This window comes from Frankia sp. CgKIO3, assembly GCF_977946435.1.
On record NZ_CDWTMO010000077.1, the window covers coordinates 1 to 18,841 of the forward strand.

The window sequence follows — 18,841 nt, forward strand, 5'->3', positions numbered from 1 at the left end:
GGTCGGGGGGACGTGGTGGCCGGGCCGTCGGCCGTGGTGCCGGTGCCGGAGATGGTGGATTGTGGTGATTGACGCGGGGTACCCGCTCTCGCTGGTCGCCGATGCGGCACGATGGCGACATCTTCCGCGTGACCAGCTTGCGGGACGCTTGCGGGAGGATCGGGACGTCCGCGCGGTCGCGGGATGGCGGGAAGAAGGCAGGAAGGGAGCCGCCGGTGAGACGGGTGGCGGGACTCGGTCGCGTCCCCGGGCGCCTTCATCGGGCTCGCCGGGCCTCAGCCGTTCCGGCCGGCGGTGGGTCGCCCACCGCGGCGGCATCCGAGGTGCCGATGCCTGAGGCGGCGACGCCCGAGCCATCGGGCGGGCCGCAGCCCGCCGGCGGGAGGGAGTCCCCGGCTCGGCGGGCCGACTATCACATCCCGGTCGCGCTGCGGGTCTCGGCGGGCTGGTCGTGGCGTCTGATCGTCACGGGCGCGGCCATCTACATCCTGCTGATGGTCGTGGGGCGGGTCCGGATCGTGGTGATTCCGCTCATTGCTGGGCTGCTCATCGCCGCTCTCATCCATCCGCTCGCGCACCGGCTGCAGCGGCTCGGCATGAACCGGCTGGGTGCCGCCCTCACCGCGCTGTTCGTGTTCTTCGCGGTGTTCGTGGGTGTCGGGGTGGCGGTGGGCTTCAACGCCGCGAACGAGATCCCCGCGGTCAGCGATCAGGTCAGCGAGGGCGTCGAGCAGATCCGCGGCTACCTGAGAAACGGTCCGCTCCACCTGTCGCAGAGCCAGATCGACAATCTGGTCGACGACATCCGCCAGAGCCTGGCGGACAACCGGGGGCGCCTGGTCTCCGGGGTAATCTCCGGCGCCTCGGTGGCCGCCGAGGTGCTCGCCGGCCTGCTCGTCACCCTGTTCTCGACCTTCTTCTTCCTGTACGACGGGGATCGTATCTGGGACTGGATCGTCACCCGCTTCCCGGACGGAGCGGAGGATCGGGTGCGCGGCGCCGGTCGGGAGGCGTGGAACACGCTGACCGGCTACATCCGTGGGACGGTCTTCGTCGCGGCGGTCGACGCGATCGGTATCACCATCGGCCTGGTCGGCGTGGGTGTCCCGCTCGTCGCGCCGCTGGCCCTGCTGACGTTCTTCGGCGGGTTTGTCCCGATTGTCGGGGCGGCGGTGGCCGGCGCCGCGGCGGTACTGGTGACCCTGGTCTCGAACGGCGTGCCGGATGCATTGATCATTCTGGGCGTCGTGTTGGCCGTGCAGCAGATCGAGGGGCACCTGTTGCAGCCGCTGGTCATGCGACGGGCGGTGCGGTTGCACCCGCTCGCGATTGTCATCGCGCTGTCGGCCGGTGGCGTGTTGGCCGGCATCCCCGGTGCCATCGCCGCCGTTCCGTTCGTCGCCATGGTGAACAGGGTCGCCGGTTATCTTGCCGCGAGCGGGAAGTGACCACCACCCTGACGGGTTGATCCCGGTCGAACGGTGCCGTCGACCGAGGAGACCACATGAGCGCCGACACTCTCGACACCCCCGCGGCCACGTCCGTACCCTCACCCACGCCCGTACCCTTGCCCGCGGACGCGACCGAAGCGGTCTTCGCCGATCTCTGGTTCGACCCGTCCTGTCCGTGGGCCTGGCTTACCTCCCGCTGGCTACTGGAGGTCGAGAAGATCCGGCCGGTGCGGATCCGCTGGCACGTGATGAGCCTGTCGGTGCTCAACGAAGACCGGGACATGCCCGAGCAGTACAAGCAGCTGCTGGCCAGCGCCTGGGGGCCGGTGCGGCTCTGCGCCGCCGCCGTCGACCGGCACGGTGCGGACATCCTGCGCCCGCTGTACACGGCGCTTGGCCGTCGCCGTCACCTGGACAAGGCGGAATGGGACGAGAACACCTTCGTCGCCGCCCTGACCGAGGCCGGTGCCGATCCGGCGCTCGCCGCCGAGGCGACCTCGACGGCCTGGGACGAGCGGGTGCGGGCCAGCCATGCCGAGGGGATCGGCCGGGTGGGCATGGACGTGGGCACCCCGGTCATCGCCGTGGGGGAGACCGCCTTCTTCGGTCCGGTGATCACCCCGGCACCCAAGGGGGAGGAGGCCGCACGACTGTGGGACGGAGTTCTGCTCGTCGCCGGTACCCCTGGCTTCTACGAGCTCAAGCGGACCCGGGACCAGGACCCGCTCTTCACGTGATCGGGCATGATGGCACATCATGCGTGTCCATCTGGGATCTGACCATGCGGGCTTCCGCCTGAAGGAGGCGCTCGCCGAGCGTCTGGTGGAGCTGGGCCACGCGCCCGTCGACCATGGTCCTGCCGAGTACGACCCCGACGATGACTACCCCCCGTTCGTCCTCGCCGCCGCCGCCGCCACCGCCGCCGAACCGGGCAGCGTGGGCATCGTCATCGGGGGATCGGGCAACGGGGAGGCCATCGCGGCGAACAAGGTCGCCGGGGTGCGCGCGGCCCTGGCGTGGAGCGAGCAGACGGCGACGCTGGCCCGCCAGCACAACGATGCCAACGTGCTGAGCCTCGGCGCACGCATGTACACCGTCACGGAGGCCCTGACGTTCGCCGAGGTCTTCCTCACCACGCCGTTCAGCGGGGAGCAACGACACGTGCGGCGGCTGCGGATGCTCTCGGCCTACGAGCGGACCGGGGACGTGCCGTCGGTGCCCGGGTCGGCGTCGTCGGCTTCCTGAGACCTGTTCTTCGAGGACCCGGTCCCGGCGGATCCGGTCTCGGTAGGGCCGCTCTCACGCGGTCCGGCGGATCCGCGGTCGGAGCGTCGGCGGGTCCTCCGGGTACCCCGGCCGCGGCGGTCGGTCGTGCCGCTCTCGGCTCCGGCACGACCGGTTCCGGCACGGCTGGGGCCGCCGCGGCGGACCGGGTCGGTGGAGCTGGTCGACGGGGTCGCCGGGGTGGGGCGTGATCCGCGATGCAATACCATCGATCGCTCGGCCTCGGCGAGGTCGGCGTCGGTGGGCCGGGCGGCGTCGCGGGCCCGCATCGCCGTTCTCGGGGGCAGCTTGCTGCGACCCGCGTCGATGAGACCGCGCAGCTGCGCGTCCGCCTCGCCCGCCCCGGCCGCCTGCGACCGGGCCCGGCCTGCGCGCTCGGGTCGTGGCATGGCTCCTCCATCCGCTCTGGCCGGAAACCTTGGCGGATCATCCCAGAAGCGGGCCGCTCGGGAGGCCTCGTGACGCGGGTGGACGTCGGAAATCCGCCGGTGCGCGGTTATCCCCCGCGACAGGTTGATCTCCACCCTTGCGTTTCCGAAGGTTTCCGGAAGTTCACCGTCCCGTGTACTACCGGCGGGTCGCCCGACGGCGACAGCGCCGACTGCCCGATCCAGGATGATCCGAGGCGATCCGGGGGGATCGGCCACCCCCTGTCCGAGCTGTTCTCCCCCATCCGTATGCTACACATCGCCAGATGAACGTCCGATAGCCCAGCATGTGCCCAATAGATGTCCATCTGTACTCAATAGATGTTCATTGTGACACCTTGCTAGTAAATGAAACGAAAGGAAACTTTAGCATGCATGCTTTGCCACATTTCGGTAGAACACCTGAAACTGTTTGCTGATCTCGATCAGCCGTTACCAACCGCTGCGCCTCGGTGGCTTCAGTCATCGGCTCTGTCGTCGCGGCCTAGGAGCTGAGTCTTGGACTGCGTGCCTGTGAGCGTCGTCATCCCCGCCTACAACGAGGCGATACGCCTGCCCGGCTCGCTACCCCCGCTGATCTCGGTCATGCACAGGATCCCCGATGCCGAGGTGATTGTGGTCGACGACGGCAGCACGGACGGCACCGCTGCGATCGCCGAGGAACTGCTCGCGGATCTGCCCGGTGGTCGGGTTCTGCGGCTGCCGTGGAACTCGGGTAAGGGCGCCGCGGTCCGCATGGGGGTGTCGGTCGCGCACGGTGAGTCGATCGCCTTCCTGGACGCCGACGGCGCCTCGGACTTCAATGATCTTCCTCTGCTCCTCGCCGCGTTGGAGCACGCCGAAGTGGCGCTCGGATCGCGCCGGGTCGGGGCGGGTGCGGTCCGCAGCAGTGGCCGGCGGGTCGGCAGCTGAGCCTTCAACCAGATCACCCGGTCCCTGACCAGCCTGGACGTCGCCGACACCCAATGCGGATTCAAGGCCTTCCGCGGTCCCGAGGCCAAGCTGCTGTTCAGCCTTGCGCGCTCCTCCGGATTTGGGTTCGACGTGGAGGTGCTCTCGATCGCCCGGTCGATCGGCTACCGGATCACCGAGGTCCCGGTCCGATGGGCGGAGATACCCGGTGGCACGTTCCGGGTGACCCGGCACACTCCCGCGATGCTCGTCGACGTGATGCGCGCCCGGCGATACCTGAACCGCTCCGCTCCCGGCCTCGTGGTGACGCGTCCCACGGTGCAGTCGCCCGCCGCCGCGGCGGCGCCGGTTCGCCCGGGCGACGGGGCGTCCCCCGCAGCCCAGGTCCGCGTCCCGCCTCCTGCCGTGAGCGTCCCGGCACCCGCGGAACCGGTGACCGCCGGGCCGCCGGCCGCCGCCCTCACGGCGGCCGTGGGGGGCGTCGAGAAGCCCCTGCGCCTGCCCGCGGACCTGGGCGGTGTGACCCCCCGCTGCCCCGGAAGGTTGTATGAAGGTCCGGCGAACCGGACCTTCATCCTTATCCTTTGGAGTAAGCGATCCCTCCCCCCGCCGCCGGCCCCCCACGACGGCGAAGGGCCTCGGCGCGCCGTCACCCTCCCCGGCCGTCGCAGCCCCGGCCGTCGCCGCGTCGCCGCGACACGCGGACGTCACGGTGGCCCCTGTTCGGCATGGCCGCCGGCTTCATGGTGCTCTCTCTGCTCCAGGCCCCCGGCAAGCTGACCGCTGACACCAAGCTGGACGTCCGCCTCGACCCGTGGGGCTTCATGGGGCGGGCCACCCATCTGTGGAACTCCCTCGCCGAGTTCGGCTACCTGCCCAACCAGTACGTCGGCTACCTGTTCCCGATGGGACCGTTCTGCGGCGCCGGTGACCTGCTCGGGATACCCGCCTGGATCACCCAGCGGCTGTGGATCGCGTTGATCCTCACCGTCTCCGCCTGGGGGGTCGTGCGGCTGGCCGAGGCCCTGCGGCTCGGCGTGCCGCACACCCGGGTGCTCGCCGGACTCGCCTACACCCTGTCCCCGATGTTCCTCGGCAAGATCGGGGCGACCTCCGTGGCGCTCGCGGGCGCCGCCATGCTCCCGTGGATCACCCTGCCGCTCATCCTCGCGCTGCGTCCGGACGGCGCCCTCGGCGCCGACACCGGTACGGCCGCCGCCACCAGTACCACGGCCGCCACCACGACCATCAGTACCACGGCGGCCGATGATGTCGATGCTGCTGACGATCCCGCCCTGGACCCGGGCCGGCGGCTGTCCCCGCGACGGGCGGCCGCCCTGTCCGGACTCGCCATCCTGGGCACCGGCGGAATCAATGCGACGGTCACGCTGTGCGTCCTGCTCTGTCCGGCGGTGGTCCTCGTGTTCGCCGGCGGCACCCGCCGGGCCTGGGCGCTGCGGGCCTGGTGGGTCGTCGCCGTCATCCTCACCTCGGCCTGGTGGCTGCTGGCGCTGATGGTGCAGGCTCGCTACGGGCTGGACTTCCTCGCGTTCACCGAGACCGCCCAGACGACCACGGCGACGACGTCGGTGGCGGAAGCCCTGCGCGGCGCGACGGACTGGCTGGCGTACGTCCAGCTGCCCAGGCCCTGGCTGCCGGCCGCCACCGAGTACGTGTCCCGGCCGGTGCCGATCATCGAATCGGCAGCCGTGGCGGCGATCGGGCTGTGGGGGCTGTCCCGGGCCGATCTGCCCGCCCGCCGGTTCCTGCTGGTGACGTTGGCCGCCGGCACGGTCTCGGTGGCCGCGGCCTATCCGGGGCATCCGGGCAGCCCGCTGGCGGGCGCGGTGCGGGACCTGCTCGGCGACCAGCTGGGCTTCCTGCGCAACGTCTACAAGTTCCAGCCGGTGGTGCGGCTGCCGATCGCGTTGGGGATCGCGCACGCCCTGACGGTCCGACCTGTCAGCCTCACCGCCCGTGTGCGGAGATGGACGACCCGCGGGGCTTCCCACCGGCGCGGCGGGGCTGCGGACATGATCGCGACCGCCGCGGTGAACGTCCCCGTCGTGCTGACCGTGGCCGCGCTGGTCTGCGGCATGACGCCGGCGCTCGCCGGCAGGGCGCTGCAGCCCCGGCCGTTCGCCCGGGTGCCCGACTACTGGGTGGCCGCCGCGGACTGGCTGGCCGCCCATCCCCAGGACGGCCGGGCACTGGTGCTGCCCGGCTCGCCGTTCGCCGAGTACGAGTGGGGCCGGCCGCTCGACGAGCCGCTGCAGTGGCTGGCCCGCACGCCGTGGGGGGTCCGCAGCCTGATCCCGCTCGGTGGCACGGGCGTGACCCGGCTGATGGACGGCATCGAGCGCCAGCTCGCCACCGGGTCCGCCGCGGGCCTCGCCCCGGCGCTGGCCCGGGCCGGGATCGGCCAGATCCTGCTGCGTAACGACCTGGAACAGAAGAACTGGGACGTCCCCCCGTCCACCGACGAGCTCCACCGGGCGTTGCGCTCCTCCGGTCTCACCCTGGCCGCCGCGTTCGGCCCGCAGGTGCCGGCGCACGCCTCGGCGAAGGAGCGGCTCGTCCCGGAGCTGCGCAACCCGACCGCGCGGGTACCCGCGCTGGAGGTCTGGACCGTCCCGGGCGGCGCGAAGCTTGTCGACTCCTACCCGGCGGACACCGCCGTCGTCGTCTCCGGCGGCCCGGAGGCGACGGTGCAGCTCGCCGGGCAGGGCCTGCTGAGCAGCGACCGGGCCGCCGTGCTCGCCGCGGACCTCGCCGATCTGTCCTCCGCCGCCGATCCGTCCGCCGCCGTGACGTCCTCGACGAGCCCGGCGGCGATCAAAGTTGCGCCGGGGGAGGTGATCGGCCCGACGACCGCCTGGGTCGACACGGACACCCTGACCCGGCGCGACAGCACCTTCGGACTCGTCCACGACGCCGATTCGTACCTCCTCGGGCCCACCGGCACCGCGGTCGGCAAGACGGGGGAGCCCCACCAGTGGGCCGAGGCCGACGTCGCCGGCCACCAGACGGTCGCGGGTTACGTCGGCGGCATGTCCGTCACCGCGTCCTCCTACGGCTACGACCTGCTCGCCGCGCCGGACCTCGCGCCACCGGCGGCCGTCGACGGCTTCGCCGCGACCGCGTGGACGGCACAGCGCACGAAGGGCACGACGTCGGCCGGGCAGTGTGGATCCAGCTCGATGTCGGCCGGCGGATGACCGTGCCCTACCTCGACGTGCGGCTGCTGTCCGAGGGCTCGTGGCGGCCGGCCGTCGAGGCGCTGCGGGTGTCTAGCGAGGCGGGCTCGGTGGTCACCGAGGTGCGTCCGGTGGAGGACATCCAGCGCCTCGCCGTCCCGGCGGGGCCGAGCCGCTGGTACCGCATCACGTTCGCGCGGGTCGGCCAGGAGACCGACGACACCCTCGGCGCCGGTATTCGGGAGATCACCATCCCCGGGGTCACCTTCCGCCACTACGCGCAGCTCCCCACCGACGTGGCCCGGCGCTTCGCCGCGCCGGACGGGGGGCTGGTCGCCTTCTCGATGGCCCGGGCGCGGGTCGACCCGGCGCAGCCGTTCGGCGGCTCGGAGGAGCTAGCGCTGTCCCGGCGCTTCGAGGTGCCCCGGGACATGACGTTCACGATGAGCGGCTCGGCGAGCTTCATCCCCCCGCCGCGGGGGACACCCCCAGCGGGTGACACTCCGTTGCTGGTCGACTGCGACTGGGGTCCAACCCTAGTCGTTGACGGCACCCGTTACCCCCTGCAGATCTCCGGCCGGGAGAGCGACGTCACCTCGGTGCGGCCGGTGCGGGTGTCGCTGTGCACCGACGGCGGCACGCTGCGGCTCTCGGCGGGGCCGCACCTGCTCGGCGTTGACCAGGGACCAACCTCCATCCTCGTCGACGCGATCGCGCTGGTCGGATCGGGCGCCCAGGTGAGAGCGGCCACGCCGCGGGCGACGACGGTGCACGAGTGGACGGCGGAGCACCGGACGGTCCAGATCGGCGCCGGTGGCCGCGCCTTCCTCGCCGTCCGGGAGAACGCCAACTCCTCGTGGACCGCGAAGCTGAACGGCGCGGCGTTGACCCCGTTGCGCCTCGACGGCTGGCAGCAGGGCTGGATCGTCCCGGCCGGCGCCGGCGGCACGATCGTCATCGACAACGCGCCCGGTGCGGAATACCGCCGCAACCTGGTGGTGGGGCTGTTGCTGGTCGTGGTGCTGGTCGTGCTCGCGGTGCTGCCCGCCCGGTTCCGGCTACGGCCACGATCCGACGAGAACGGCTATCCGGCGCTGCTGAGGTCGCGCCGGTCGCGCCGCCCGGGCCGGCTGGGCCGCCCGGGCCGGCTGGGCCGGCTGGCGGTGTCCCCGCCGGTAGCCGGTGTGGGGTGGACGGTGCTCGCCATGCTGGCGGTGGCGCTGGTGGCGGGCCCGGTGGCGCTGGTCGTACCGGTGTTCGTCCTGGTCGGTCGGCGCTGGCCCGCGGTGCCGGGCCTCTCCGCCGCGGTCGCCATGATCGGCGCGGGAATCGGGGTGGCGGCGCAGCCGGGCAGCCAGCCCGGATCCGGGCAGGGGGCGTTCGGGCCGCTGGTCCAGGTGTTCGGCTCCTTAGCCTTGGCGGCGGTGCTGGCCGCGCTGGCCGGGCGGGCCTGGGACCGTCCCGCCGGCGCCGGCGCCGACTTCGGCGCCCGAGCCGGGTCCGATGTCGGGCATAGGACTCGCAATCCCTATACCGACAGCAAGGGACTCGGTTAGCGTTTTCGTGGCGCCGATCGTTCGGACGTCGTCCACCGTCTGTTTCTGAGGGAGACATCCGGTCATGATCACAGCCAGGCGTGCCGTGCGTGGAGTCCGCGTGGATGCTCTACGGCCGATCGGGGCCTCGCGCCCGATCTGGGCCGATGCGGCGGGCGGGGACGGCGGCGCCGGCGGCACGCCGTCGGTCCTGGGCGACGGGGAGTTGGTGGAGCTGCTCGCCCGGGCGATCCACGACCGCTATCTGGAGCATGAGCTCGGTAAACGGCACGCGGCCGGATCGAGGCCCGGGCTGCGGCCCTGGGCGGAGCTCTCCGAGACGCTGCGGGAAGCCAACCGTGATCAGGCGGCTCATTACGAGACGGTGCTGCGTAACCGTGGCTGGGTGTTCACGCCGGCCGAGCACGACGTCGATCCGGCTGTCGATCCTTTTTCGCTGTCCGCCGCCGAAGTCGAGGAGCTCGCCCGGGCCGAGCACGACCGGTGGTGGCAGCACAAGGAGCGGCAGGGTTACTCCTATGGTCCGGTGCGCGAGGATCTCGGTCCGGACAAGCGTCACCCGTCGATGGTGGACTGGGAGGAGCTGACCGAAGAGGACCGTGATCGGGACCGCGACGCGATCCGGAACATGCCGGCTGTCCTGGCCCGGGCCGATCTGCGCATCACCCGGCGACCCGCCGCCGAGGCGGCTACCCGGTGAGCGGCTGACGGCCGCGACACTCGTCGGCACATTGCCGCTGTCCGCCGGTGACCCCGAAGACCTCTGCGGCCCCTTGACAGCACCCCGACATCAGTGCCGCACCGGCCACCCCCGGCCGCGACACCAGGCTGCCCACCACCAGAATCATCGACTTCGCCGCGCTGCCCGCCCGGGCGGAGACCACCATGGCCGAGCGTATCCGCGACCGGGCAGTGGTGTCCACGAGCATCACGCGGTCTGATTCGCGCGAACAGATGGACCCTCCAGCGCCGAACAGATCGCAGGACCTCATGCCATTTCCGCAGCTCAGCCCGGCGATGACGCTACGAAGGAAACATGCGGCCAGCAGGGAATGACGCACACCACCACGCCAAGTGATCATCATGGTTGGTGCCCTGCCTGGTTGAACGGGTCTCACGTGGCTCCACCTTGCAACGGAGTGATCATTGGCCTCGGAACGCACCTCGCAGGCGAAAGCGCCGGCCGGCGCGCCGAGTAATCAGACACTTCCTCCGAGCCCGGCGAACAAGAGATGGCTGGCGCGGCACAGGTTCGGCCGTTGGCCCCGGCCCGACAGTGGCGGACCCATTACTCTGGCGATGATCTGCACGCTCCCGAAATGGCGGACCGACGGCGGTCCGGCGAGCAGGCCCGGAGAGGACGCACCGTGAGTAGGCCGAGCCAGCGGGCGGAGCAGGACGAGCTGCGAGCGCGGATGCGCGCGGTCGGCATGTCCCACGACGAGATCGCGATCGAGTTCGCCCGCCGTTACAAGTACCGCCCCCGCGCCGCTCACCGGGTCGCCCATGGCTGGACCCAGCAGCAAGCGGTTGATCACATCAACGCTCACGCCGCCCGCATCGGCCTCGACCCCGACGGCGCCGCCACGCGCACCGTGCCCTGGCTCAGCGAACTGGAGAACTGGCCGGTTCCACTCCGGCGCCGGCCTACGCCCCAGCTTTTGGCCTTGCTCGCCGAGGTCTACGGCACCAGCATCCACAACCTTCTCGATCTTGAAGACCGCGAGACCATGATGCCAGCGGATCTGATGGTTATCAGCCAGCTCCACAAAGGGCTGCCACCCATCACGCACCATGGCTCTGAGGACAGGACGGTGTGGGAAGCGGTTCTCGGTGCTGTCTCCTCGCTGAGGACTACCGGGATCGCAGTCGAGAGCATCAGACTCGCGAACCATCCCTATCCTGTGTCTGAGTCGGATGTGTTCAATCAACCGCTGGCCATTGGCACCGCCGGTCCGGTGAAGCATTGGGTCGATCTACTGAGTCTGATCGCGGGGAGAGTCAACGACAGTGGGGCCGGCCCGGTGTGGAGCCTGGTCCAGGGTCAGCTTGAAGTGCTCGATGCGTTCCGCCGGGCGTCAACGGTCGAGGGCCATCGGTTGCTCGCGGTCCAGGCTCGGTGGTCGGAGTTTCTTTCCTGGCTTGCCGACAGCCTCGGACGTCCGGGTGCTGCGCGGAAGTGGGCCGAGTTGGCGTTTAGCCAGGCGACCGAGGCTGGCGACCGTCGCACCGCGAGCTATGTCCTGATGCGACGGGCTCAGCAGGCGGCTGATCAGGGACGTGGCGGGGAAGCTATCGCGCTGGGAGAAGGTGCGGCGGCCCTCGATTCCAGCAGTGCGTGTACCGCCGCGCTGTGTCTCGTCCGGCAGGCGCACGGGCATGCCCTCAACCGCGACACCGCAGCCTCCCGTGCTGCGGTCCGTCAGGCGGTTCGGCTGCTGGCTGGTGCTGAGCGCGACCCGGACCCGTTGGATGGGCACTGCACGGACCTCTACGTGGCGGCATACGAAGGTCACTGCCGGCGGCTGGTCGGCGACCTGGACGGGGCGACAAGGCTACTGGACGAGGTGCTGGCGGCCTGGCCGGCCGGGCTGCGTCAGGATGAGGTGATGTGGCGGGCATGGTTGGCGGACGCGCATACCGCTGCCGGGCGCTTGGCCGAGGCGGGAGCTGAGGGCCTGCGTGCGTTGGAACTCGCCCAGGCCACCGGATCGGCGCGCGCTGACTTGGTACTCGGCAGCATGGCGGGAGCGCTCGCGGGAGCCGATCGGGTGGTCGAGGTCGGCCAGTTCCTCGCCGCTCGCCAGGTCGTTAACGCTGCGACGAGGAGACAGCCATCCCTATGATCACCACGGCGACCAGCGCCGAGGCGGAGCGAGTCGACGCGCGGGCGGCCGTGTTGCCGGTGGGCAGTTTCGAGCAACACGGCGCTCACCTCCCCCTCACGACAGACACGTTGATCGCCCAGACGATCGCCGAAGCTGCGGCCGATGCGTACGGCCTGTTCCTGCTTCCGCCGATCACGTTCTCGTGCTCCCATGAGCACGCCTCGTACCCGGGAACGGTGAGCATCTCGTCGGTGACTCTGACCTCGGTCATCCGCGACGTCGCCAGCTCTCTGGGTCGTTCCGGCGTCGCCGCGGTGGTGCTCGTCAACGGTCATGGGGGCAACTACGTCCTGAACAACATCGTTCAGGAGGCCAACATCGGCGGGCCGAGCATGACGCTGTTCCCTGGACGGTCAGATTGGGCGGCGGCCCGCGCCGCTGCCGAGTTGGAGACCGACGCCCACGACGACATGCACGCCGGCGAGCTGGAGACCTCCATCCTTCTGCACGTGCACCCCGACCTCGTCCGGCCCGGCTGGGAGACTGCCGACGAGGGAGGCGGCCCCCGACCGCACCTCCTCGTCCACGGCATGACGGCGTACACGCAGACAGGCGTGATCGGCCGTCCCTCGCTCGCTACCGCGGAGAAGGGCAAACGGCTCCTGGACAGCCTGACCAGCCTGATGAGCGCCCACCTCGACGCGCTCGGCCTGACTGGTCGCTGACCATGCCCTACTCCCGGCTTCATCGGCCACCGGAGAACCGGGCTGCGGGGTGAAGCGGCTACACACTGAAACGAAGGTCCGCTGCGCTCAGGCCGCGCCTGGCACCCGAACGACCGGGCATGTATCCCGGCGTGTCTGGCCGAACACACCAACATGGCGGAGGTCATCTTCCCAAGTCAGCGACCGGACAAGGCGCGAAGAGAAAACTTCGCCACCGGGGGAATGACCTTGCGCCGTGGGCGAGGCATTGTTACCTCTCGTTACCGCCGAAGGCCGGCATGGTAACTCCCGGCCCTGCGCCGTCCCGAAGCGAATGCACGTTGTGAGCGTGGTGCTCAGGGATGGTCGGCAGGTACACCGGGGAACGGCACTGAGAGGAGACGTGGATGTCCATCGTGCAGGAAGTCGGCCCATCGGGTCCGGCGCCGGCCGACTGGTTCGACCTGCCGATCACCGTCGTCGATGACAGCACGTGCGTGGCGAGCGACGACTGCGACACCTCGGACGGCTGCTCGTCGACCTGTCCGTCGGCGTGCGCCAGTTCGCGTAAACGCGGGTCGTCGCCGTGCCGCCCCGACGTCGTCGGGGCGGCACGGGACGCGGATTTGACGAAGGCTGGGGAAGGGACGATGCCGATGGGCGGGGCGCTGTACCGGCCGGCCGGTCCTGCGTTGCTGCGCGCAGCAACGAACGCGCCGGGCAGCGTGGCGTGTTGGCCGGTGTTGGAGGACCCGGCAGCGTGCAGAGAGTGGTTGGCGCAGGTCTGGCCGGCGGCCCGGGAGCCAGTCGCGCTCGCCAGCAGCGCATTGGCTGCCCGGGTCGAGCAGATCGTGGCCGGGCAGCCGGTCACAGACCGACGGCTGCGCGCCGCCGCGGCAACGGTGGTGCGATACCTGCTGCGCGCGGAGGGGCGGGCGACGCCGTTCGCGCTGTTCGCAGGTGTCGCACCGGCCATGTTTGGCCAGGTGGGGACGGTGCGCTTCGGGGATCGCCACAGGTCGGCGGCTCGGGTGGACGCCGCGTGGCTGGGCGAGGTCATCGACCGTCTGGAAACGGGCCCACTGCTGGAGCGGGTGACCGTCGTGTTCAGCGGTCTCGTCGTCGAGCGGGCGGGGCGGTTGATCGTGCCTCACACGGACGGCCAGGCGGAGATCCCTCTTACTCCGCCGGTTCGGCTCGTGCGGGATGCCGCCCGCGATCCGGTGCGCTTCGCTGAGCTGGCCGACAGGCTGAACGAGGCGTTCATCGCCGCGGACCCTGAGCGCATCGAGAGATTGCTGCGTCAGCTCGTCGCCGAACACTTTCTGGTCACCGACCTGCGGGCGCCGATGACGGAGACCGATCCGCTCGGCCATCTGATCACGGTCCTTCGGACGGCAGGTGCGTGCGACCTGGTCGAGGTCGCGCCGCTGGTGGAGGAACTGACCACGATCCACACCCGGCTCGGTGAACTCAACGTGGCGCCGGCCCTGGCGGCGCAAGTGGCGCCACGCACGTCGCTGCTCGCGGCGATGGACCGGATCATGCCCCAGGAGCGCTCGCCCTTGGCACTCGACCTCGTGCTCGACTGCGACTTTCAGCTGCCCGGGTCTGTCGCGTCAGATCTGGCTGTGGCGGCTGGTGTCCTGACGCGGCTGGGCCGAGAACCATTGGGACCTGCGGCATGGGCGGACTAGCACCGCCGGTTCGTCGAACGCTACGGCGTCGGCAGCGTCGTTCCACTGCTTGACGTGCTCGACGACGCATCGGGGCTTGGCTATCCGGCGGGCTATCCGGGCTCGGTGCTGCCGGCGTCCGCGCCGACGGTGAGCGATCGGGATCGGCGGCTGCTTGCCCTGGCATGGGAGGCGCTCGCGGGCGGCGGTCCTGTTGAGCTGACCGATGCGCTGATTGAGCACGTCACCGCCGGTGATCTGTTCGACCCGCGTTTCCTCCAGCCCCATGGAGAGATCGCGGCGAAGATCTACTCCAGGAGCGTTAAGGCGTTGAACGCCGGGGACTACCAGCTGGCAGTGACTCCCGCCCGTGCGACCGGAACCCTGACCGCGAGGTTCCAGTCCTCGACTGGTGACGCGGCAATGGCCCGCGCCTACAGATCGGTTCCGGTGCTGCACGAAGGCGCCACTGCGGTACAGCTGTCCTGCCCGTTCAAGTTCGTCCGCGGCCAGAACGTCGCACGGCTGCCCCAGTTCCTGCCCGAGGTACTGGCCCTCGGCGAGCCACCGTCGGACGGGCCGCGCGGGTTGGTGCCTGGAGATCTGGCGCTGACCGCGACCGGGCGGGGCCTGCTTCTGATCGAGGCCGCCACCGGCCGCATCATCGATCCGCAGATCTTTCACGCGCTGACGCTCGACCGGCAGATGCCGCCGCTGGCACGGTTCCTGGCGCACCTGCCGCGCGCGTTCGCCGCCCCGTTGACCGTGTTCGAGTTCGGACCGGCCGCGGGCGCGCTGCCGCACCTTCCCGAGGTCCGCTACGGCCGGATCATCCTGGCACCCGAACGCTGGCGCCTCCACCCCGCCGATCTGCCCGGACTCCACGCGCCGAGCGCCGACTGGAGCGGTGAGCTGGGCCGGTGGCGGCACCGGCATCGGTGCCCAGATCTTCTGGAGCTGGCCGACGGCGACATGACGCTACGGCTGGACCTCACGGTCCCGGCCCATAGCACGATCCTGCGCGAGCAGCTGGCGGACACAGGCGTGGCGACGCTGAACCGAGCCGTACCCGGCGAGGGCCTTGACTGGATCGGGCATGCCCACGAGATCGTCGCCCCCGTGTTCCGCGCTGGGCCACCCGCACCGAACAAGCTCGCCCCGGCGCTAGTCAGCAGGGCCAACGCCGACGGCCACCGCCCCGGCGCCCCGAACGCCCGATGGCTCTCCGCCCGCGTCCACACGCACCCCGCTGCCATGGACCACCTGATCGCCAGCCATCTGCCGGGCCTGCGTACCCAGCTCGACGGCGCGCAGCTGTGGATGGTCCGTTACCGCAACACCGAGCTGACCGACCATCTGCGCATCCGCGTCGCCACCGGCGAGGCGAACCACGCTGCTCGCGCGGCCATCCTCGGCGCGTGGGCCGCCGAGGATGGCCGCGATCGGCGTCGCCGGCCAGGTGGCCTTTGACACCTACTTCCCGGAAGCCGGCCGTTACGGCGCCGACGCGGCTCTTGAGGCCGCCGAAGCCGTGTTCTGCGCCGACACCACCGCCGCGATCACCGCGCTGCGTCAACCACCGGCCGGGCTGCATCCCGACACCGTCACGGCGTTGTCGATGCTCGACATCGCCGACGCGTTCCTCGGCGGCATGCGCCCCGCCGCCGACTACCTGACCACACGCGTCCTCGCCAAGCCGCAGACCATCGATCATCGCGTCGTCGGCGAAACCACCCGGCTGGGCCGTCACAGCGTCCCCAGGGATCTGCCGCACCTGCCTGGCGACCTCGCCAACGCCTGGGCAGCCCGCGCCAAGGCCCTGACCACCTACCGCGCGGCGTTACCCAGCCAGATGAACCCCGCGACGGTCGCCGGCTCCCTACTGCACCTGTCCTACAACCGCCTCCGTGGCATCAACCGCGACCACGAGGCCGCCTGCCTTCGACTGGCACGCAGCGTCGCTCTCGCCTGGCACACCACCCAGCAGGCGGCACCCTCATGAGCACGGCTCCTCTCCACCAGGATGGAGATCGCTGGCGCCGCCGCGACGTATGGCGGTCAGCCCGGCTCATGTCCGGTAGGAACGCGGCAGGCCGTCCCGAGACGGCGACCTCGGGCCGGGAACACCCCGCTGTCTACGCTCCTGCCTCCGAACACCATCCCTTGTGACCGCAGCAGTCGACCTGATCCCACTCCGACAAGGACACGCCCATGACGACCGCGACACCCGACACCGCCGCCGAACTCCACGCCGACATGGTCAAGAAGATCACCAGCAGTCGGCCCAGCCTCGACAGCCCTGTCGTCGAGGCGCTGCACGCGGTGCCCCGGCACCTGTTCCTGCCGGACGCCACGCTCGACGAGGCGTACAACCCCTACAAGGCGGTCATCACCAAGACGGCGCCCGACGGCACGCACCTGTCCTGCGCCTCGGTCGCGACCCTCGTCGCCGGGATGCTGGACGAGCTGCACGTCCGCCCCGGCGAGCGGATCTTCGAGGTCGGTGCCGGCACGGGCTACAATGCCGCGCTGCTCGCCGAACTCACCGGCCCCGACGGGCTGGTCGTCACCGCCGACATCGACGAGGATGTCACCGGACAGGCATCGATCGCCCTGGCTGCGGCGGGCTACAGCGGCGTGCGGGTCCTGACCCGCGACGGCGCGCTCGGCGACGACACCACCGCACCCTTCGACAAGATTGAAGTCACCGTCGGTGCGTGTGACATCCCCGATGCCTGGTTCACCCAACTCGTCCCCGGCGGACGGGTAGTCCTGCCGCTGCGCTGGCGGGGCCAGACCCGCGGCGTCGCCTTCGTCAAGGGCGACGACAGTGTACTCCGCTCGGAGTCGGTGTTCCTCTGCGGCTTCGTCCCCATGATCGGCCAAGGCATCGAACGCGTCGCCACGCTCCATACCGACCCCCTCGTCCAGATCCACTACGACATCGACCAGGACATCGATCCGGCCCAGCTGACCGGCATCCTGAACACCCCGCGGACCAGCGCCTGGTCCAGAATCACCGTTGGCCCGCAGGACCCCATCGACGGGATCTGGCTACGCGCCACCGCGACCGATCCCGCCGTCTGCCGCATCAACGCCAGCGCCGGCGCGGTCAGCGCCGACCTTTGCACGCCCTTCATCCCGAACCTGAGCCCCACGCTGATCGCCGGCTCCTCACTGGCCTACCTCATCAAGCGCCGGTCGGACGGCCCCGACCCGGTCTACGAACTCGGCGCCCACGGACACGGACCCGACGGCCACGCCCTCGCCGAGCGGCTGTGCGGACACATCCACACCTGGAACACCGACCGCAAAGCCCGCCCGTCCCTGACCGCCATGCCTCTGACCGCTCAGGCCAGCATTCCCAACCACGCGATCGTCAAGAAAGACTGCGCGATCATCGTCACCTACTGAACCACCTGCCCGCGTCGGCGAGACGGCACCTGCCAGCGGCGTCTCTTGGACACCACTGGCTTGCTGTCCCTCGCCGAACCGACCGGATCGTCCGGAGGTGCCTCATGCTCCTGAGCAGCGACCTGCGAACGCGTGCCTCCTCCGTCGCGGCCCGTCTCGCCGACGCGCTGACCGCACCACCCCCACCCCATGCCGGTAACGATCAGGCGTCGACCAGAGAGCCCTGGCGCGGCCAGTCGCTGGCCGCCGGCGCCGCGGGCGTCGCCGTGCTCCACGGCCTACGCGCCCGCGATGGCGTCGGTAGCTGGGCCACCGTCGACGCCTGGCTCAAAGCCGCCACATGCGAGAAGCTGAGCGTCGGGGCGCGAGCCGGCCTGTGGTTCGGCGCCCCGGCCCTCGCGTTCACGCTCGCCACGGCAGCTCCACCCGGCCGCTACCGATCCGCCCGCCAGCACCTGGACAGCGCCGTCACGGCGATGACCGACCTGCGCCTCGCCGCAGCCAACCGGCGTATCGATGCCGGCCAGCGACCGGAACGCGCCGAATACGATCTCGTCCGCGGCTTGACGGGACTCGGCGCTCACCTCCTCACCTCCCGCCCAGACGCAGATCAGCTTCGCCGGGTCCTGGCGTACCTCGTCCGCCTCGCCGAACCCCTGCCTGCCATTGGCACAGGTGGCCTGACACTGCCGGGCTGGTGGAGCGGCGACCTTCCCGTCGGAGCGCCGGCTGACGCGTTCGCGGACGGTCACGCCGACCTCGGGATGGCCCACGGCGTCGCAGGTCCTCTCGCGCTACTCGCTCTCGCCCACCGCCAGGCCATCGTCGTGCCCGGCCACCTCGACGCCCTGCACCAAATCTGCGACTGGCTCGACGCCTGGCGCCAGGAGAGCTCAACCGGCCCCTGGTGGCCCGAGAAGATCACCCTCCGCGAGCTGAGCGCCGGCCGCCCCGCCCAAACCGGCCCAGGCCGCGTTTCCTGGTGCTACGGCGCCCCCGGCCTTGCCCGCGCCCAGCAACTCGCCGCCCTCGCGCTGGCCGACACATCGCGCCAGAAACGCGCCGAGTCCACGCTCGCCGCCTGCCTCGACGACCCCGTCCAACTCGCCAGACTCGTCGACCCGGCACTCTGCCACGACTGGGCCGGCTTGATCGCCACCGTCCACCACGCCGCCGCCGACGCCCGCTACCACCCACTCGGCAGCCACCTCCCAGCCCTAACCGATCAACTCCTCGACAGCCTCGACCCGGCAGAGCCCGCCAGCAGCCGATCACCCGGCCTCATCGAGAGCGCCGCCGGGATCGCTGCCGTCCTGCATGGCCTCGCCACCGACAGCACAGCTACCTGGGAAACCGTGCTTCTCCTCGGCCGAACTTAGAGCCTGTTTTGG

Annotated in this window: 14 protein-coding genes and 1 pseudogene; 13 read left to right on the top strand and 2 right to left on the bottom strand. The window is 70.8% G+C overall.

Annotation, left to right across the window (positions count from 1 at the left end):
- Positions 1-329: 329 nt before the first annotated feature.
- The 3 genes from AC08OJ_RS10720 to AC08OJ_RS10730 are packed head-to-tail and all read left to right on the top strand — an operon-like array spanning position 330 to position 2,696.
- A complete protein-coding gene (locus AC08OJ_RS10720) occupies positions 330-1,448 on the top strand; it encodes an AI-2E family transporter (RefSeq protein ID WP_476594548.1) in 1,119 nt (372 codons plus the stop codon).
- A 56-nt stretch (positions 1,449-1,504) separates the two neighbouring features.
- On the top strand, positions 1,505-2,188 hold the full coding sequence (locus AC08OJ_RS10725; RefSeq protein ID WP_476594549.1) for a mycothiol-dependent nitroreductase Rv2466c family protein: 684 nt from the start codon (positions 1,505-1,507) through the stop codon (positions 2,186-2,188).
- Between the two features lie 19 nt (positions 2,189-2,207).
- Entirely contained in the window at positions 2,208-2,696 is a 489-nt protein-coding gene (locus AC08OJ_RS10730; protein ID WP_462188112.1) for a ribose-5-phosphate isomerase, read from the top strand.
- Here AC08OJ_RS10730 and AC08OJ_RS10735 read toward each other — a convergent pair.
- Complete coding sequence (locus AC08OJ_RS10735; RefSeq protein ID WP_476594551.1) at positions 2,639-3,124, bottom strand: hypothetical protein; 486 nt, start codon at positions 3,122-3,124, stop codon at positions 2,639-2,641. The two genes, AC08OJ_RS10730 and AC08OJ_RS10735, sit on opposite strands and share 58 nt — an antisense overlap.
- A 546-nt stretch (positions 3,125-3,670) precedes the next feature.
- Between AC08OJ_RS10735 and AC08OJ_RS10740 the strand changes: the two genes are divergently transcribed.
- The 4 genes from AC08OJ_RS10740 (at position 3,671) to AC08OJ_RS10755 (ending at position 9,528) form a co-directional block, all read left to right on the top strand.
- Positions 3,671-4,075: a glycosyltransferase family 2 protein gene (locus tag AC08OJ_RS10740; RefSeq protein WP_476595659.1), complete on the top strand. Its 405-nt coding sequence runs from the start codon at positions 3,671-3,673 to the stop codon at positions 4,073-4,075.
- A gap of 728 nt (positions 4,076-4,803) precedes the next feature.
- Complete coding sequence (locus tag AC08OJ_RS10745) at positions 4,804-7,293, top strand: alpha-(1->3)-arabinofuranosyltransferase domain-containing protein (protein ID WP_476595656.1); 2,490 nt, start codon at positions 4,804-4,806, stop codon at positions 7,291-7,293.
- The gene (locus AC08OJ_RS10750) at positions 7,290-8,828 is read left to right on the top strand and encodes a hypothetical protein (RefSeq protein ID WP_476595657.1); all 1,539 of its coding nucleotides are present in this window, start codon (positions 7,290-7,292) and stop codon (positions 8,826-8,828) included. The genes AC08OJ_RS10745 and AC08OJ_RS10750 overlap by 4 nt, the downstream gene beginning before the upstream one ends.
- 100 nt (positions 8,829-8,928) lie before the next feature.
- Positions 8,929-9,528: a RyR domain-containing protein gene (locus AC08OJ_RS10755; RefSeq protein WP_462187820.1), complete on the top strand. Its 600-nt coding sequence runs from the start codon at positions 8,929-8,931 to the stop codon at positions 9,526-9,528.
- On the opposite strand, the gene AC08OJ_RS10760 is transcribed toward AC08OJ_RS10755, so the two are convergent.
- On the bottom strand, positions 9,518-9,760 hold the full coding sequence (locus AC08OJ_RS10760) for a hypothetical protein (RefSeq protein WP_462187819.1): 243 nt from the start codon (positions 9,758-9,760) through the stop codon (positions 9,518-9,520). The genes AC08OJ_RS10755 and AC08OJ_RS10760 overlap by 11 nt on opposite strands.
- A 435-nt stretch (positions 9,761-10,195) precedes the next feature.
- On the opposite strand from AC08OJ_RS10760, the gene AC08OJ_RS10765 reads away from it, so the two are divergent.
- From AC08OJ_RS10765 to AC08OJ_RS10790, 6 genes and pseudogenes are all read left to right on the top strand, one after another.
- The gene (locus tag AC08OJ_RS10765; protein WP_476593197.1) at positions 10,196-11,674 is read left to right on the top strand and encodes a hypothetical protein; all 1,479 of its coding nucleotides are present in this window, start codon (positions 10,196-10,198) and stop codon (positions 11,672-11,674) included.
- Positions 11,671-12,381, top strand: a complete 711-nt coding sequence (locus AC08OJ_RS10770; protein WP_476595658.1) for a creatininase family protein — start codon at positions 11,671-11,673, stop codon at positions 12,379-12,381. The genes AC08OJ_RS10765 and AC08OJ_RS10770 overlap by 4 nt, the downstream gene beginning before the upstream one ends.
- 386 nt (positions 12,382-12,767) lie before the next feature.
- A pseudogene (fxlA, locus tag AC08OJ_RS10775) lies at positions 12,768-15,506 on the top strand (FxLD family lanthipeptide).
- Positions 15,469-16,038 (top strand): thiopeptide-type bacteriocin biosynthesis protein, encoded by a 570-nt coding sequence (locus AC08OJ_RS10780; RefSeq protein ID WP_476593195.1) that lies wholly within the window; start codon positions 15,469-15,471, stop codon positions 16,036-16,038. The pseudogene fxlA and the gene AC08OJ_RS10780 overlap by 38 nt, the downstream one beginning before the upstream one ends.
- Before the next feature lie 209 nt (positions 16,039-16,247).
- Positions 16,248-17,450: a methyltransferase, FxLD system gene (gene fxlM / locus AC08OJ_RS10785; RefSeq protein WP_476593194.1), complete on the top strand. Its 1,203-nt coding sequence runs from the start codon at positions 16,248-16,250 to the stop codon at positions 17,448-17,450.
- A 104-nt stretch (positions 17,451-17,554) separates the two neighbouring features.
- Positions 17,555-18,829 carry a lanthionine synthetase C family protein gene (locus AC08OJ_RS10790; RefSeq protein WP_476593193.1) on the top strand — a complete coding sequence of 425 codons (1,275 nt, stop codon included), beginning with the start codon at positions 17,555-17,557 and terminating at the stop codon, positions 18,827-18,829.
- Positions 18,830-18,841 lie beyond the last annotated feature (12 nt).

Bases quoted from the DNA above. Each gene is read 5' to 3' on its own strand.
- AC08OJ_RS10770 (WP_476595658.1), top strand. From the start codon at position 11,671: ATGATCACCACGGCGACCAGCGCCGAGGCGGAGCGAGTCGACGCGCGG.
- AC08OJ_RS10725 (WP_476594549.1), top strand. From the start codon at position 1,505: ATGAGCGCCGACACTCTCGACACCCCCGCGGCCACGTCCGTACCCTCA.
- AC08OJ_RS10780 (WP_476593195.1), top strand. From the start codon at position 15,469: ATGGCCGCGATCGGCGTCGCCGGCCAGGTGGCCTTTGACACCTACTTC.
- AC08OJ_RS10745 (WP_476595656.1), top strand. From the start codon at position 4,804: ATGGCCGCCGGCTTCATGGTGCTCTCTCTGCTCCAGGCCCCCGGCAAG.
- AC08OJ_RS10735 (WP_476594551.1), bottom strand. From the start codon at position 3,124: ATGCCACGACCCGAGCGCGCAGGCCGGGCCCGGTCGCAGGCGGCCGGG.
- fxlM (WP_476593194.1), top strand. From the start codon at position 16,248: ATGACGACCGCGACACCCGACACCGCCGCCGAACTCCACGCCGACATG.
- AC08OJ_RS10720 (WP_476594548.1), top strand. From the start codon at position 330: ATGCCTGAGGCGGCGACGCCCGAGCCATCGGGCGGGCCGCAGCCCGCC.
- AC08OJ_RS10730 (WP_462188112.1), top strand. From the start codon at position 2,208: ATGCGTGTCCATCTGGGATCTGACCATGCGGGCTTCCGCCTGAAGGAG.
- AC08OJ_RS10790 (WP_476593193.1), top strand. From the start codon at position 17,555: ATGCTCCTGAGCAGCGACCTGCGAACGCGTGCCTCCTCCGTCGCGGCC.
- AC08OJ_RS10750 (WP_476595657.1), top strand. From the start codon at position 7,290: ATGACCGTGCCCTACCTCGACGTGCGGCTGCTGTCCGAGGGCTCGTGG.